Here is a 14,758-nt window from a genome sequence, read left to right as displayed (position 1 = left end):
CGGGCCCGGGCTTAGAGCGCCTGGGTCGCATCCTTGGGAACCGGGATATCGTGGCTCTTGGCGAAGCTGACGGCTTGCTGCAGCGCCTCGTACAGGTTCTTGGTGTTGCCCGGCAGGCTGGTGACGATGTAGGCGCCGGAGGACAGCTTGGGCAGATCCAGCGGGGAGGCGGTTGCCAGCGCGTTCTTGAAGCCGCTGAATTGGTTGGCCATCTTGGAGTACTTCAGCACGCCCTTGGCCAGCGAGCCCAGGCCATCGGCATAGGCTTTCTTCGCCTCGGCGTCCAGCACCGTGCCGGCCTTTTTCTGTTGTTCGCTGATGGCTTTGGACACCGTGCTCTGCGCGGAGTCGGCCTTGCTCAGGCTGTCTCGGGTGGCGCCCGAGGTCAGGGCTTCGGCTTCGGCCTTCGCCAGGGCGGCGGCGTCCTTGGCGCCCAGCGCGGTCGCCATCAGCGATTGGGCCATCAGCACCTGCTTGTTGGCGCCGGTATAGGATTCGACCAACTGTTGCTGCTGGCCGACCAGGTCGGCGCCGCTGTTGCTGTTGCCGGAAGCGCCGGCCAGGCTGGTCACGGCGTCGAACATGCCCGCTTGGGCGGTAACGGCGCTCAGGCTGAGGCCGGCGAGGGCGGCCACGATCAGGGTTTTACGCATTTTCATCTCCGGATGCATTGTTGTTGGGTGAGTTTGTTCGGGTTTATTTGATGCCGGCGTTGGTCATCTGGCTCAGCAGCTCGCGGGCGACATCCTCGGCGGCCTTCTTCAGCGCGTTGACTTGCGCCTCTTCTTCGGTCGGGCCGAGGCCGGCGGCCTGGATCGGACCGACTTCGGCCTTGGTTTCCGGGATGGCGTCGCTGGCGTCCAGCAGCTTGCCGGTGGCGGCTACCGATACGCGGAACATGCCGGTGGCGGGGTCGGTGTCGGCCAGACGCACGTCCAGCGTGCCGTAGGCGATGTAAGGCACTTTGGCGTTCTGCAGGCCGGCCGCCACATTGCGTTCGGTCTGCGGCTGCAGATCGTTGCCGGATTTGAAGTCGGCTTCCACGTTCTTGATCTTCAGCAGGCCCTTGGTGTACGGCTCCAGATAGGCGGCGTCCACCACCTTGAAGCCGGCGCCGGCGAACACGCCGTTGAATACGCTCTTCAAGTAGTTGCTGGGGAAGATCGCGTAGGTTTTCTTGGTGGCCTTGCGGGTGGTGCTGCCGCCGGTTTCCACCGATTCGCGGTACTGGCCGCCGGAACGGCTGGCCTTGCCTTGAGCCTTCAGCTCCACCGCCTGGTACTCGCGGTCGTCGAAGCGCTGCGAGCTATCGGTCTGACGGGACACGAAGATGAAGGTCAGCTTGGACTTCTGGCCGCCGTTGGCCGCCTGGCCGGCGGCGGACGACGCCTTGACCGCGTTGTTCAGCTGGGAAACGTTGAGGGTGGCGCGGATGGTGACGGTGAACTGGCCCATGTCCGGACGGTCGTCCTCGTTCAGGATCGCGGTTTCCAGGATGTAGCGGTCCGGATCCGCCTTCACTTTTTCGCGGATGGCGTCGAGGTTCTGCGATTGCGAGTCGCCGGCTTCGGCATAGTATTTGTCGATGGCCTTCAACTGAGCCTGAAGCACCGCCTGGGCGCGGACTTCCGGCGTGACCTTCTTGCCGAACAGCGAGGACTCGTACTTGACGGTCGCCTGGCCCTTGGCGGTGGCGGTCGCCGCCAACGCCTGGGCGCCGAACAGCATCAGGAATGCGATCAGGAGACTACGGATCATTTGCAGGCTTTCAGTAATTGCTGGGTGGATTCGATTTGTTTGTCGATGTCGGACGCGGAGGTGGACGATTTCAGCCAGTCGTTGCGGTTGCCGGCCAGATTGTCGGCCAGCTTGGCGAACAGGCCCTTGATGGCCTCGTGATAGGCCGGGAAATCATCTATGGTGTCTTGCGACGCCGGCACCAGCTTGACCTCGCCGTTCTTGAAGTCGGCGTCCAGATAGTGCTTGCCGGAGACCGGCTCCTGGATGTTGACGTGGGCGTAGGCGCCGTAGATGTAGCTGGTGCCCGCGGCCACCTCGCCGCTGGTGATGCGGCGGAGCTTGGGGATGTCCAGGCTGATGGCGTAGTCGGCCTCCGGCAGCTTGAGCATGAACACGTCGCCTTCGGAGACGCGCATCGACAGCGTGTTGCCGATGGCGTAGCCCTTGGTGTAGGGCAGCAGCGGCACGCCGGTCTTGCTGGACAGATTTTCCGCGAACAGGTCGGCGGCCCAGGTTTCCGCGGCGCCCGGCGTGCGGGTCAGCTCGGGCGGCAGTTGCTTGCGGGCGTCGTCGCCGATGCGGACCTTGGCGACCTGCAGGAAACGCGGCACCTGATCGGGCACGGTGGCTTCATGCATGATGTCGGTGAAGCGTTGCAGAATGCCGGGTTTGCCCTGCTCGCCGTAGTACAGACCGGCGATGCGATCCTGCATTTCCCGCTCGCCGGGGTTGTGGTCTATCAGGTCCAGATAGGCGAAGCTGAGCGGATAGGCGCGCAGCACGGTCATGTTCTTGAAATCGAAGAACATCGCCTGGGCGCGGATCTGGGTCATCAGCTTGGTCACGCCGCCGAAGCGTTCGACGGAAACGGTCTCGCCGGTGATCAGCAGCGTGGCGACGATGGCCTGGTCCTGTCCCTTCAACGAAGTCAGACCCTGCTGGTTCAGGTCGAAGTGCAGCGGCTTGTCGGTGGCCAGCTTGGCGGCCAGCTGCTTGTTCAATGGGTTGCCGCGCGCGGCCAGCGCTTTTTCCAGCTTCAGGCTGTAGGGAAAGCGGGCGGGGATGGACTTGCTGTCGCCGGAATAGGACAGGCCGGCGAAGGTCACGGTGGCTGCGTCGGCGGCGGCGGCGGCCAGCAACAGGACCGTAGCCAGCCATAAGGAGCGTAGCGTGGGTTTCAAGAAAGAATTCCTTTCGTAATCCATACTATTTCCGTATGGATTTTTAGACGTATGCCATATGTGGGGCGGCATAGTATACGTTAGGAATAATCTTTTTTGAATATTGTAAACAGCTTACCGAGGAAAACGGGGTTGATCACGCTCAAAAAGGCGTGGATTCGGCGGAAACATGGGGGAGAGAACGGCTCCGTTGGGAGCCGTGGGGACAGCGCGGACGGGAATCAGAAGCTGAGGCCGGCGCCGAGGTAGGCGCCGTCGGCCAGCCGCCGGCTGCGGCTGTCGTCGTTGCGGCGGATATCGAAATAGCGGTAGCCGGCTTCGACGCTGAGCGGGCCGACGACGTTCCAGCGCAAGCCGGCGGCGTAGTCGCTGACGCGTTTGACGCTGCCGCTGGCGAAGCTGTCCGGCGCGTAATAGGCCTGGCCGAACAGCTTGACCTTGGGCGCGAGATCGAAGCTGGCGCGGCCGCCGATCAGCGCGGCGGTGGCGGAGCCGCTGTCCGGAGACAAGGCCATCAGCTTGCCGCCGCCGGCCACCGTCAGCGGGCCCAGCGGCAGCGCGAACTCCAGACCGGCGCCGCTGGCGCTGCCCTTGTGGTCCTGGCGCAGGTAGTCGAGGTTGAGGCCGATGCCGAAACCATCCGGCGTGCGGTTGAATTGCTGGGTGCCGTTGCCGGCGCCGAACATGTAGTCGGCGGCATGGGCGCCGCCGGCCAGCCCGGCCAGCGCCAGGGCGATTGCGAGATGCTTCATGCGGTCATTCCTGTTTGTTTGAACGTCAACAGATAGTGACCGATTGCTAAAAAACAAGTTCAGCCGGGTTTGCTCAGCCGTTGATCCGCTGCTCCAGCGCCAGCACCATGGCCTTCAGCGCCGCCACCTCGGCCTCCAGCGCCGCCACGCGGCCGGTCAGACCCACGTCTATCACTTCGCAGGCCTGAGCCGGGACGATCTGCGGCTCGCCGGACAATAGATGGCACCAGCGCGCCTCGCGCTCGCCGGGCTGCCGTTCCAGCTTCATCACCGGCGGCGGATACTTGTCGGCCAGCGCGTTCAGCGCGGTCTCCACCTCGTCGACGCCGGAGAAGGCGTAGATGCGGCCGGAGCGGGTGCGGATTTCGGCGGCGGTCTGCGGGCCGCGCAACATCAGCAGGCAGAGCGCGGCCAGCCGCGCGCCGTCGATGTTCCAGGCGTAGTTCAGGCGATGTTCGTACTTGGCCACCCGGCTGCCGGCCGGCAGCCGCTCGGAGACCAGTTTGGCGGCGATCAGCGCGTCCAGAGCGGCGCTGATTTCCGCGTCCGACAACTGCAATACCGGTTCGCGGCTGGTCAGCTGGTTGCAGGCGCCGGCAAGGCCGTTCAGCGTCATCGGGTAGGCGTCCGGCGTCAGCGCCTGTTTTTCGACCAGCGCGCCGAGCACGCGCACTTGCTGCGGGTCGAGTTGGTGCGTCTCCATCTTTTCCTCCATGGCGGGACCATCCCGCCATCATCGCACCAAATCGCCGGCGCGTCGCGTCCCTAGCCCTGCTGTTGCCGCTCCAGCGCCTCCAGCTGGCGCAGCCGGCGGATCTCGCGGCGGCGGCCGTCGCGCTCTTCCTGGTCCAGCGCCCGATACAGCGACACCGCCATGCCTATCATGATCAGCATGAAGGGCAGCGCGCTGACGATCAGCACCGCCTGCAGCGCCTTCAGGCCGCCGCTCTGCAGCAGCACCAGCGCGACGACGGCCAGCAGCACGCCCCAGATCAGCTTGACGCGGTGGCTGGGATTCAGGCTGCCGCCGCTGGTGAACATGCCCAGCACGAAGGTGGCCGAGTCGGCCGAGGTGACGAAGAAGATGATCACCAGCAGCATCGCCAGCAGCGACAGCAGATGGCCGCCCGGCAGATGCTGGAACATCACGTACAGCGCGGTGGAGACGTCGGTCTTGACCGCGCCGACCAGGTCGACGCCGCCGAACAGTTGCAGGTCCAGCGCGGTGCCGCCGAAGGCGGAGAACCAGGCGAAGCTGGCCAGCGCCGGCACCAGGAGCACGCCGACCATGAATTCGCGTATCGTTCGGCCGCGCGAGACGCGGGCGATGAACATGCCGACGAACGGTGCCCAGGTCACCCACCAGGCCCAGTAGAACAGTGTCCAGTTGGCCATCCAGGTGCCCTGGCTGAACGGGCTCATCCTGAGACTGGTGCTGGTCAGATTGCCCAGATAGTCGCCCAGCGTCGTGGTGAAGGTGTCGAAGACGAAGCCGGTCGGGCCGAGCAGCACCACCGCCAGGAACAGCAGCAGCGCCAGCGCGACGTTGAGGTTGGACAGCCACTTGATGCCGCGGGACAGGCCGGTCAGCGACGACAGCAGGAACAGCGCGGTGGCGATGACGACGATGGCCACTGTCAGCCAGTCGGACGGCGCGACGCCGAACAGCATCTGCAGGCCGCTTTCGATCTGCAGCGCGCCGAAGCCCAGCGTGGTGGCGACGCCGAACACGGTGGCCAGCACCGCCAGCACGTCGATGGCGATGCCGACGGGACCGTCGACGCGGTCGCCGAGCAGCGGACGGAAGGCGACGCTGATCAGCCCTTTCTGGCCGCGGTTGAACTTGAAATAGGCCAGCGCCAGCGCGGTCAGGCTGTACGCCGCCCACGGATGCAGGCCCCAGTGGAAGAACACGTGGCGCATCGCCAGCCGCGCGGCCTCGGCCGATTCCGGCGCGGTGGCTTGGCTGGCCGGCGTGGCGAAGTGCGAGATCGGCTCGGCCACGCCCCAGAACACCAGGCCTATGCCCATGCCGGCGGAGAACAGCATCGCGAACCAGCTCAGCCGCGAGAATTCCGGCTCCTCGTCCTCCTTGCCCAGGCGGATGTGGCCGAAACGGCCGAAGGCCAGGTAGATCGCGAACACCAGGAAGCCGAACACCGACAGCAGGTAGAACCAGCCGAAACGGGAAATCGTGTAGCTCAGCCAGGCGGAGGCGACGCCGTTCATGTGTTCGGGGGCGGCGACGCCCCACAAGGCGAACAATACGGTCAACAATAGGGACAGGCGTAAAACCATCGGAACTCCTATGGCGATGGCGACGGCGCGGACCTCGCGCGAGGCGGGCCGCCGCTGGAAATGGCAAGACTGGCGGCTCGGGGCGAGCGCCGCGGATGGCCCGGTGTGCGGGCGCGGGACGAAACGGCGTCATCTCGAATTCATAAGCGACGCCGCCCGGCAGTGTCGGGCGGCGTGGAATTCGGTGTCGTTTCGATTGAATTTCTGAATAAAATCAGGCTGTTGATTTTTAGGTTAACATTATTAGCGTTTTCTTGTAAATCTTTGCGGCCGATTTGGGCGGCGCCGGCGGCGCGCGCGGCGGTCGCTTGACAGCGCGCGCCGCCTTCGCCAACCTGTCGCGTTTACCGGCTGGTGCCGGGTGGGAGCGGATGTGATTCGAGTCGATATTTTGCTGGTGGAACAAGGGCTTGCCGCTTCGCGCACCGCCGCGCAGAACCTGATCGCCGCCGGCCGCGTCAGCTGCCAGGGGCTGCCGGTGGCCAAGGCCAGCCAGAAGTTTCCGCCGGATGCCGAATTCGCCGTCGTCGCCGACGAGGCCGACCGTTATGTGTCGCGCGGCGGCCTGAAGATGCAGGGCGCGCTGGCGGCGGCGGGCCTGGACGTGGCCGGCTGGGACGCGCTGGACGTCGGCCAGTCCACCGGCGGCTTCACCGATTGCCTGCTGCAGGCCGGCGCGCGCCGGGTGGTCGGCGTCGACGTCGGCCACGAGCAGCTGCACGCCCGGCTGCGCTCGGACGCGCGGGTGCGTTATTTCGAGGGCGTCAACGCCCGCGCGCTGGACCACGCGGCGCTGTTGGCCGCCAACGGCGGCGACGGTTTCGACCTGATGGTCTGCGACGTGTCCTTCATCTCGCTGAGCCTGGTGCTGCCGTCGGCGCTGCCGCTGCTGAAGCCGGGCGGCCGGCTGCTCAGCCTGGTCAAGCCGCAGTTCGAGGTCGGGCGCGAAGGCTTGTCCAAGGGCGGCATCGTCCGCGACGAGAGCCTGTATCCGCTGGTGCGGGACAAGATAGACCGGGTGCTGGCCGAGCAGAACATGCGGCCGCTGGCCTGGTTCGACAGCCCGATCAAGGGCGGCGACGGCAACCGCGAATTCTTCGTGCACGCCGCGCGGCGCTGAGCGCCGCCGCGGCGGAAAAGACTAGCCGACGCTGATGTCGTCGTCGTCCAGGCTGCGTACCACCAGCACCGGGCAGTGGCTGCGGCGCAGGATGTCCTCGGCGAAGCTGCCTAGGAACAGGTGGGCGAGGCCGCTGCGGCCATGGGTGCCGACCACCATCAGATCGGCCTGCTGTTCGCGGGCGTAGCCCAGCAGCAGGTCGGCCAGATCGTGGCCGCCTTCCCAGCTTTTCTCCATATGGCTGGCGACATCGGTCAGGCCGGCGACATGCGCGATGTTCTGCGCCCGTTCCAGCGCCTCCTGGCCTTGTTGCAGCGCCAGATCGTAGCCGGGGTCGCCGGAATAGACGCCGAGGCTGTCGACGACCAGGTCGCGCAGGCCGGCGACATGCGCCAGCGTCAGCCGCGCGCCGCTGTGCTTGGCCAGGCGGATGGCCTCGTGCAGGGCCTTGTCGGAATTGTTGCCGCCGTCTACCGCTGCGATGATGTGACGATACATGGCTGCTCCTTCGCGAAACATTGCTCGGTGGGATGCTTGCAGCATAACCCGGCGGCGGCCGCGCCGTCTCGCCGGTCTGCGCGGGTATTGATCCAGGACAATGAGGCGGGCGCCGCGCGCCGGCCCGGCGGGAGGCCGGACCGGCGTCGGTCGTTCGATCAGACCAGGAAGCCGAGGTACTGCCGTTCCCAGGCGGTGACCTGGCGGTGGTAGTCGTTCAACTCCACTTCCTTCACCGCCAGATAGGCGCGGCTGAAGTCGGCGCCGAATAGCGATTCGGCGCAGCCGGCGGCCATCGCCGCGCAGGCGGCATCCAGCGTGGACGGCAGGCTGGCGGCCTGCTGCTTGAACACATTGCCGTGCACCGCCTCGTCCGGAGCCAGGTTCTGCTCGATGCCGGCGAGGCCGGCGCCGAGACTGGCGGCCAGGGCCAGATAGGGGTTGGCGTCGCAGCCGGGCAGGCGGTTCTCGACCCGTCGCGCCTCCGGACCGGACACCGGCACCCTGAGGCCGACCGAACGATTGTCCAGGCCCCAGCTGAGGTTGACCGGCGCCGCCATGCCCTTGACGAAGCGGCGGTAGGAATTGGGGTTCGGGCAGAACATCGGCATCAGTTCGGGCAGGAAACGCTGCAGGCCGGCGATGAAGCCGAAGAACGCCGGACTGGCCTCGCCGTCGTCGCCGCTGAACACATTGCGGCCGTCGCGGTCGACGACGCTCTGGTGGATGTGCATCGAGCTGCCGGGCTGGCCCGACAGCGGCTTGGCCATGCACACGGCGCTGAGGCCGTGGCGATGGGCGATTTCCTTCAGCGCGGTCTTGAACAAAAAGGTGTCGTCGGCCAGCTTCAGCGCGTCGCCGTGCTTCAGATTGATCTCGAACTGGCTCGGGCCCATCTCGTGCACGCAGGTGTCGGTGGAGATGGCCAGCGTCTCGCAAGCCTGGTACAGCTCGTCGAAGAAGGCTTCCAGCTCGCCGAGCGCGGCGAAGCCGAAGGCGTCGAAGCCGGTCTCGCGGCGGCCGGACGGCAGCGACGGCGGCTGGAACGGCAGCGCCGGGTCGCCGTGGGCGGCGAACAGGTAGAACTCCAGTTCCGGCGCGACGACGGGCGCCCAGCCGCGGGCGGCGTAGCGCGACAACACCTGCTTCAGCACCGAGCGCGGCGCCAGCGGCGACAGGCCGCCGTCGTGGTCGACGCAGTCGCAGATCGCCAGCGCGCGCGGGGTCCGCGCCCACGGCAGCAGCCGCAAGGTGTCGTAATCGGGCGCCAGCGCGACGTCCGGATCATGTTCGCCGTAGAAGCTGTAATCGGGGAATTCGCCGATACAGCTCTGCAACGGCACCGCGCGCGCGATGCGCAGCTGCTGGCCGTCGATAAAAGCTTGCGCGGGCAGGGTCTTGCCGCGGGGAAAACCATGGACGTCGGCAAAGGCGAGCTCGACGTCCCGCGCCTTGCTGTGTTGCAGCCATTCGATGAGGCCTGCCGGCATGCGGGCATCAGACATACGATTCTCCACTGAAGCGTGCTGGGGTTCCTGTCTGTCCTCAGTTTTTTTTCTTGCTGTCATGGAGCGTGCGCTCACAGCCATTATGCCAGCCGCAACGGCGGCGGCAAGTGCGGCGGTGTCTACAGCCTGAATCGGCTGACCGTCTGGTGCAGATTGGTGGCCTGCTGATCGATGGCGCGCACCGCCTCTACCGCGTGGCTGACCGAGTTCTGGGTTTCCTCGACGACGCCGGCCACCTGCTCGACATTGCCGGCGATATTGGTGCCGGCCTGGCTCTGCTCGCCCATCGCCACCACCACATTGTGCACGTGTTCGAGGGCGGTGCTGGCCTGGCGGCTGATCGATTCCAGCGTGTCGGCGGCCTGCTTCACCTGCTCGACGCCGGCCTGCACCGCCGGGCGGATCTCGTCCATGCGGCCGGAGACGTTGCCGGTTTCGCTGATCACCGCCTGCACGATGCTGCTGATCTCGTCGGTGGCGCTGGCGGTGCGTTCGGCCAGCTTGCGCACCTCGTCGGCGACGACGGCGAAGCCGCGGCCCATCTCGCCGGCGCGCGCGGCCTCGATCGCCGCGTTCAGCGCCAAGAGATTGGTCTGGTTGGCGATGTCGCGTATCGTTTCGGCGATGCTGCTGATGCTGCGGCTGCGCTCGGCCAGCTGGCCGACCATGTCGCTGGCGCCGTGGATCTGGTCGGCGATCTGGCGTATGCCGTCGGCGGCGTCGCCGGCCAGCGTCTGGCCGTGGCGCGCCAGCTCGGCGGTGTCGCGCGCGCCGGCCTCGGTGTCGCGGGTGCTGGCGCTGACGTGATCTATGCTGACCGACAGCTGCTCGATGGCGGCGGCCGCCGAGGTCGTCGACGAGCTGGCGACGCCGGACACCTCGTGCACCTTGTCCATGTCGCTGGACAGCTGGTGGCAGGAATGGTTGATGCTGGAGGTGGCGCGGCCGATCTCGTCTATCATCTGGCGCAGCCGGCCCTGCATGTCGCGCATCGCGCCGAGCAGGCTGTCCGGTCCGCCCTTGACGGCGATCTCGACGCTGAGGTCGCCGTCGGCGATCGCCTTGACCACGTCGGCGGCATAGCGCGGCTCGCCGCCCAGCGACTGCAGTATCGAGCGCGACATCCAGCCGACCAGCGCGCCCAGCACGACGACGCAGGCCACGGCCATCAGCATCAGCGTGCGGGCCTCGCTCCAGAACAATTGGTCGATGTCGTCGATGAAGATGCCGGTGCCTATGCTCCAGTCCCACGGGCCGAAGCGGAACACGCCGTTCAGCTTCGGAAACTCCTCGTCGCCGCCGCCCTTGCGCTTGGTCTGGATCACCAGCACGCCGTAGTGGTCCCGCTGCATCGCCTCCTCGTAGGCCTGCACCGTGGTGCGGCCGTCCGGCAGCTTGCTGCCCAGATCGACCTTGCCGACCCGGTCCTTGCTCGGGTGGAACAGCACCAGATTGTCGCGGTTGCGGCCGAAGAAGTAGATGTCGTCGACCTTCAGCGCCGACAGCGCGGCGATGGCCTGTTTCTGGGCCTCGGCGCGCGGCATGCCCTTGGCCTCCAGTTGCTGGAAGTGGGTGAGGCTGTTCTCGGCCATTTTCAGCAGGTGGACGATTTGTTCGCGCTTTTCCTGGTGCAGGGTGGCGCGGGTGGAGAACAGCGCGACGGCGGAGAGACTTAACAGAGCCAGCAGGCTGGCGGCGATGATGATGATCAGGCGGGTATTCAGCTGCATTTTCGACACTCTGTGCGTGGGAACAAGCCGCCGGAAGGCGGAGGCGCCCGTGGACGCGGTGAGGCCGCGGGCGCCGACTGATTATGCGTTTCTGTTGTTACAGTCTAGTTCAGCACGGCAATACCGATATTGGAACTTTCCCGCATCCGCTAGCGCGGCGTCGGCACGCAGGGCAGACGACCGCCGCGGACGGCGGCGTCGAACAGCCGGTAGTCGGCCTCGACCTGATCGGCGTAGGCCTGGGCGTAGTCGGCCAGCACCTGGTCGAATTTGTCCGAGTCGCCCAGATAACCGGCGATCTCGGCGGCGCAGCCGCCCGATTTGGCGTGGGCGCGCGCCAGCGTCCACGCGCAGGCCTGGCCGTAGCTGGCGAGCTCCTCGGCGGTGGCGAAGGTTTCCAGCGCCGGCGCCGCCTTCATGTCGCGCAGCTGGCGCATGTAGAAGTGGCGGCCGTCCTCGCTGTCGGTCCAGCCGAGGAACAGGTCGCTGGTGGCCTGCATCAGCCGCTGGCCGAATACCACCCGCTTGCCCTGGTTGCCGTGCACGCACCGCCCGGTGAACGGCTCCAGCACCGACGGCCTCGCCTCCTTCAGCTGCAGGAACAGCGGCTGATCGTAGTCGTCCTGCAGCAGCAGCGCCAGGCAGCGGGTGCCGACGCTGCCGACGCCGACCACCTTGAACGCGGCGTCCACCAGCCGGAAGCGTTGCAGCAACTCGCGGCGGTCTTCCTTCAGCGTGTCGATATAGCGGGTCAGCATCGCCTGGGTCTTCGCCAGGCCGTCGTCGCCCAGCCAGTCGTCGCAGGCGGCCAGCGGGCTGTTCTGGTCGTCGAGGTGGAAGATCACCGGCGGATTGTCGCGCAGCCTGAGGCCGCCGTCGTCCAGCTCCGCCATCTTGGGCAGCAAGCGCTCCTGGGTCTGGTTGCGCGCCTTGTCGGCCACTTTCTGCAACTGCTGGCGCATGCCTTCGTCGGTCGCCTGCGACAGCAGCTGTTCGAAGTCGACGCGGTAGTACCACAGTTCCAGCTGGCTCATCTGCGAGAAGCCGAGCAGGCGGCGGCGGTAGGTTTCCGACAGGCGCAGCACGGTGTCGCGCGCCTCGTCGGCGCGAAAGCCGCGACTGCGCGAGGCCAGCACCAGGCTGACCGCCAGCCGCTTCAGGTCCCATTCCCACGGGCCGGGATGGGTTTCGTCGAAATCGTTGATGTCGAATACCAGCTGCCGTTCCGGCGACGCGAAGAAGCCGAAGTTCATCAGATGGGCGTCGCCGCAGATCTGCAGGCGCAGGCCGCTGTCCGGCCCGGCGGCGAGGTCGGCGGCCTGTAGCATCGCCATGCCGCGGAAAAAGGCGAACGGCGATGCGTGCATGCGCGCGTAGCGCAGCGGCGTCAGGGCCGGCACCCGGCCCTGGGACGACGATTCCACCAGCGCCACGACGTCGCGCTCCGCCGCCAGGTGGACCTCGGCCTGGCTGGTGCGGGGACAGTCGCGGCGGCGGGCCTTGCCGTTGTCGTAGTGCTGATCGTACTTGGGATGGGAGGCGGTGCTCATCGGCGGGTCCGTTTCGGGCGTATGCCATCAGTGTAACCGCTGACGGCGCGCGGCGGGGGGACGACGGCTGTCAGCGGGCGCCGACAGCGAGCTTATTCACAGCTTGTTCAGAAATTGTCCACATTATGCACAGGCGGCTGTGGATGAATTCCATTATCCACAATCGTGAAGCGGGAAAGGCGTTTCGGCGCAACTTATGTACAGGGTTATCCCGAACTATCCCAATCATCCACAGTTTGTGGCCGATTTGCAAAGTTATCCACAGTCATCGGCGCAGGCATAGCCGAATCTGCTTGTTCCAGGCCGGACTCAAGGGCATGCCGTTCGGCCGGATTTCGACGCGGCTGCCTTCTCCCTGCGGCTGGATGTCGACCCGGGTGCCGGAGACGTCGCTGACCGGATTGCGCAGCGTCAGGCTGCGGCTGCCGTCGCTTTCGTCGTGGCGGTCGACGAAGTCGTCGGGGATGTGCATTTTCTGCAGGCCCTGTTGCAGGCAGTCGGCCACCTGCTGGGGCGGGCGCGGGCTGCTCAGGCTGACGGACGGGGCGGCGCGCAGCGGCGTGGTGCAGGCCAGCAGCGGCAGGAAGAGGAAGAGGGACAGCAGGGGACGGAGTGCGGACATCGGGGGCATCGCTTCGTAACACAATGCCCTGTTGGTGCGCGGACCGCCGCCGGCGGTTCCGGCTCCGGCGGCGGCAAGATGTTAAGCGATGTTACGCGCGGCGGTCGCCGGGTTGGCAGCGGCGCAGCCAGGCCAGCATGTCGGCGACGCCGGCTTCGCCCTCGGCCGGCGCCCAGGCGGCCACATCGGCCTCGGGCAGCGGCAGGTAGGGGCCGCGCTTGACCTCGAACACCACCGTGCCCGGCTCCAGCGACACCACCGAGTGCCAGGTGTTCTCCGGCATCTCGAACACGCGGGCGCCGCCGTCGCCGAGCCGGTGGCGGCCGACGACGGTCTCGCCGTCGGCGTCGAATGCTATCCAGTCCAGCGCGCCGGACAGCACGATCAGCAGCTCCGGGCTGCCCGGGTGGCGGTGCGGGCGGACATAGGTGTCCGGCTCCATCGCGATGGCCAGGCGCTGAATGGAATCGCCCAGTTCGGCATGGATATTGTGGTGGGCGCGCAGGCGCGGCGCACAGGAGGCCTTGGCCGACAGCGCGGCCAGGTCTTGATTGTTTATGGTTTTCATCGGGCAAGCGTGTCAGGCAAAGCGCGATTATGGCGCGAAACGCTTTGAACGTCTTGTTTTCGAGTCACTTGAAAATGATGACCTTGGCATCAATGTTTGCTTCAGATCATCTGTAGCTGGACTATAGGGTCGCGTTTGACGGCGACCGGCAATCGCGGCCGCTGGGGAAACCATCAGACCCATTTTGACGGAAGAGGACATACATGAAAGCAAAGACATTGTTGCCGGTTACGCTGGCACTGGCCACGCTTGGCGGCGCCGCATCGGCGCAGCCCGCGCCGCTTGCCGTGGCTGAGCCGCAGATAGAAACCACCGTGCCCGTGATGTTGCAGGCCAATGGTTTCGTTGCGGTAAAAGCCCGGCTCAATGGTATTGAAGGACGTTTCTTGCTCGACACCGGAGCCGCCATCACATGCGTCGATCGCACGCAGGCCGCGCGCTTTGGCCTCGACAAGGGCGGCAAGACCAGCACCAGCCATGGCTCGGCAGGTGAAACCGCGGTGAAACGGGTCGCCGGCAATCGTCTTGAGTTGGGCGGGCAGCGGACTGCCGCAGACCTGGAGGCATATCTAACCGATTTTTCAGCGATCAACGGCGGCCTGGCGGAAGAAGGGATTGCGGCTGTCGATGGCGTGATCGGCATCAATGTTCTTTCGGCGCAGCATGCGGTGCTTGATTATGCGCAGCAGCAACTGAGATTCGGCAAAGCGCCGATAGCCGCCGCTGGGTATGACACCTTGGCCCTGAAGAGCGTGGCGGGCGCGCAATTGATGGTGGAGGGGACGATCAACGGCGTGCGCGGCCGCTTCATTCTCGATTCGGCCGCCGCGGGGGGCCTGGCCACCGACGATGCGCACGCGGCCAAATTCCATCTGGTCAAACAGCCCGACGGCGACAAGGTGCACGGCATCGGGGGCAGTGTCGACAGCAATGTCTATCTGCTGGACAGTCTGCAGTTGGGGCCGCGGTTCATGCTCCGAGGGGAGAAGGCGGTTACGTTCAACCTGGCCGACATCAACGCTGTGTTCAAGGCCAAGGGCGCCGAAGAGGTCGATGGTTTGCTCGGGGCCAATGTTTTGAACCGGGGGGCGGCCATCCTGGACATGGGGCAATCGACGCTGCAACTTAAACCATTGCTGTGACGGCAAGACTGCGCACAGGATGCCATGTGCCGCCGGATGCTGCGGCTGC

14 protein-coding genes are annotated in these 14,758 nt (G+C 66.1%); 2 read left to right on the top strand and 12 right to left on the bottom strand.

The window, feature by feature from the left end; genetic code table 11:
- Nucleotides 1–11 precede the first annotated feature (11 nt).
- The 6 genes from CXB49_RS19465 to CXB49_RS19440 form a co-directional block, all read right to left on the bottom strand.
- Nucleotides 12–653, bottom strand: a complete 642-nt coding sequence (locus tag CXB49_RS19465) for a hypothetical protein (RefSeq protein ID WP_158300957.1) — start codon at nucleotides 651–653, stop codon at nucleotides 12–14.
- Nucleotides 654–696: 43 nt separating this feature from the next.
- A complete protein-coding gene (locus tag CXB49_RS19460; RefSeq protein ID WP_199406721.1) occupies nucleotides 697–1,758 on the bottom strand; it encodes a hypothetical protein in 1,062 nt (353 codons plus the stop codon).
- Entirely contained in the window at nucleotides 1,755–2,921 is a 1,167-nt protein-coding gene (locus tag CXB49_RS19455) for a hypothetical protein (protein ID WP_158300956.1), read from the bottom strand. The genes CXB49_RS19460 and CXB49_RS19455 overlap by 4 nt, the downstream gene beginning before the upstream one ends.
- 221 nt (nucleotides 2,922–3,142) lie before the next feature.
- Entirely contained in the window at nucleotides 3,143–3,673 is a 531-nt protein-coding gene (locus CXB49_RS19450) for a YfaZ family outer membrane protein (RefSeq protein ID WP_101709896.1), read from the bottom strand.
- A 73-nt stretch (nucleotides 3,674–3,746) separates the two neighbouring features.
- Nucleotides 3,747–4,376: a YceH family protein gene (locus tag CXB49_RS19445; protein WP_101710778.1), complete on the bottom strand. Its 630-nt coding sequence runs from the start codon at nucleotides 4,374–4,376 to the stop codon at nucleotides 3,747–3,749.
- A gap of 62 nt (nucleotides 4,377–4,438) precedes the next feature.
- Entirely contained in the window at nucleotides 4,439–5,971 is a 1,533-nt protein-coding gene (locus tag CXB49_RS19440) for a BCCT family transporter (protein ID WP_101709895.1), read from the bottom strand.
- Between the two features lie 373 nt (nucleotides 5,972–6,344).
- Between CXB49_RS19440 and CXB49_RS19435 the strand changes: the two genes are divergently transcribed.
- Nucleotides 6,345–7,091 carry a TlyA family RNA methyltransferase gene (locus CXB49_RS19435; protein ID WP_101709894.1) on the top strand — a complete coding sequence of 249 codons (747 nt, stop codon included), beginning with the start codon at nucleotides 6,345–6,347 and terminating at the stop codon, nucleotides 7,089–7,091.
- Between the two features lie 21 nt (nucleotides 7,092–7,112).
- Here CXB49_RS19435 and CXB49_RS19430 read toward each other — a convergent pair whose 3' ends face one another.
- From CXB49_RS19430 to CXB49_RS19405, 6 genes are all read right to left on the bottom strand, one after another.
- Complete coding sequence (locus CXB49_RS19430) at nucleotides 7,113–7,589, bottom strand: universal stress protein (protein WP_158300955.1); 477 nt, start codon at nucleotides 7,587–7,589, stop codon at nucleotides 7,113–7,115.
- A gap of 158 nt (nucleotides 7,590–7,747) precedes the next feature.
- The gene (locus CXB49_RS19425) at nucleotides 7,748–9,094 is read right to left on the bottom strand and encodes a glutamine synthetase family protein (RefSeq protein WP_101709892.1); all 1,347 of its coding nucleotides are present in this window, start codon (nucleotides 9,092–9,094) and stop codon (nucleotides 7,748–7,750) included.
- A 122-nt stretch (nucleotides 9,095–9,216) separates the two neighbouring features.
- Complete coding sequence (locus CXB49_RS19420; protein WP_101709891.1) at nucleotides 9,217–10,827, bottom strand: methyl-accepting chemotaxis protein; 1,611 nt, start codon at nucleotides 10,825–10,827, stop codon at nucleotides 9,217–9,219.
- A 149-nt stretch (nucleotides 10,828–10,976) separates the two neighbouring features.
- Nucleotides 10,977–12,377, bottom strand: coding sequence for a DUF2252 domain-containing protein (locus tag CXB49_RS19415; protein WP_101709890.1), 1,401 nt, complete (start codon nucleotides 12,375–12,377; stop codon nucleotides 10,977–10,979).
- Nucleotides 12,378–12,642: 265 nt separating this feature from the next.
- The gene (locus CXB49_RS19410; RefSeq protein ID WP_101709889.1) at nucleotides 12,643–12,999 is read right to left on the bottom strand and encodes a hypothetical protein; all 357 of its coding nucleotides are present in this window, start codon (nucleotides 12,997–12,999) and stop codon (nucleotides 12,643–12,645) included.
- A 91-nt stretch (nucleotides 13,000–13,090) separates the two neighbouring features.
- Complete coding sequence (locus tag CXB49_RS19405) at nucleotides 13,091–13,567, bottom strand: WbuC family cupin fold metalloprotein (protein WP_101709888.1); 477 nt, start codon at nucleotides 13,565–13,567, stop codon at nucleotides 13,091–13,093.
- 203 nt (nucleotides 13,568–13,770) lie between these two features.
- Here CXB49_RS19405 and CXB49_RS19400 point away from each other — a divergent pair, with 203 nt between their 5' ends.
- Nucleotides 13,771–14,709 carry a retropepsin-like aspartic protease gene (locus CXB49_RS19400; RefSeq protein WP_101709887.1) on the top strand — a complete coding sequence of 313 codons (939 nt, stop codon included), beginning with the start codon at nucleotides 13,771–13,773 and terminating at the stop codon, nucleotides 14,707–14,709.
- Nucleotides 14,710–14,758 lie beyond the last annotated feature (49 nt).

This window comes from Chromobacterium sp. ATCC 53434, from assembly GCF_002848345.1.
Lineage (GTDB): Bacteria > Pseudomonadota > Gammaproteobacteria > Burkholderiales > Chromobacteriaceae > Chromobacterium.
The sequence above is the reverse complement of the archived record's forward strand: the minus strand, read 5'-3'. Positions and strand labels throughout refer to the sequence as shown.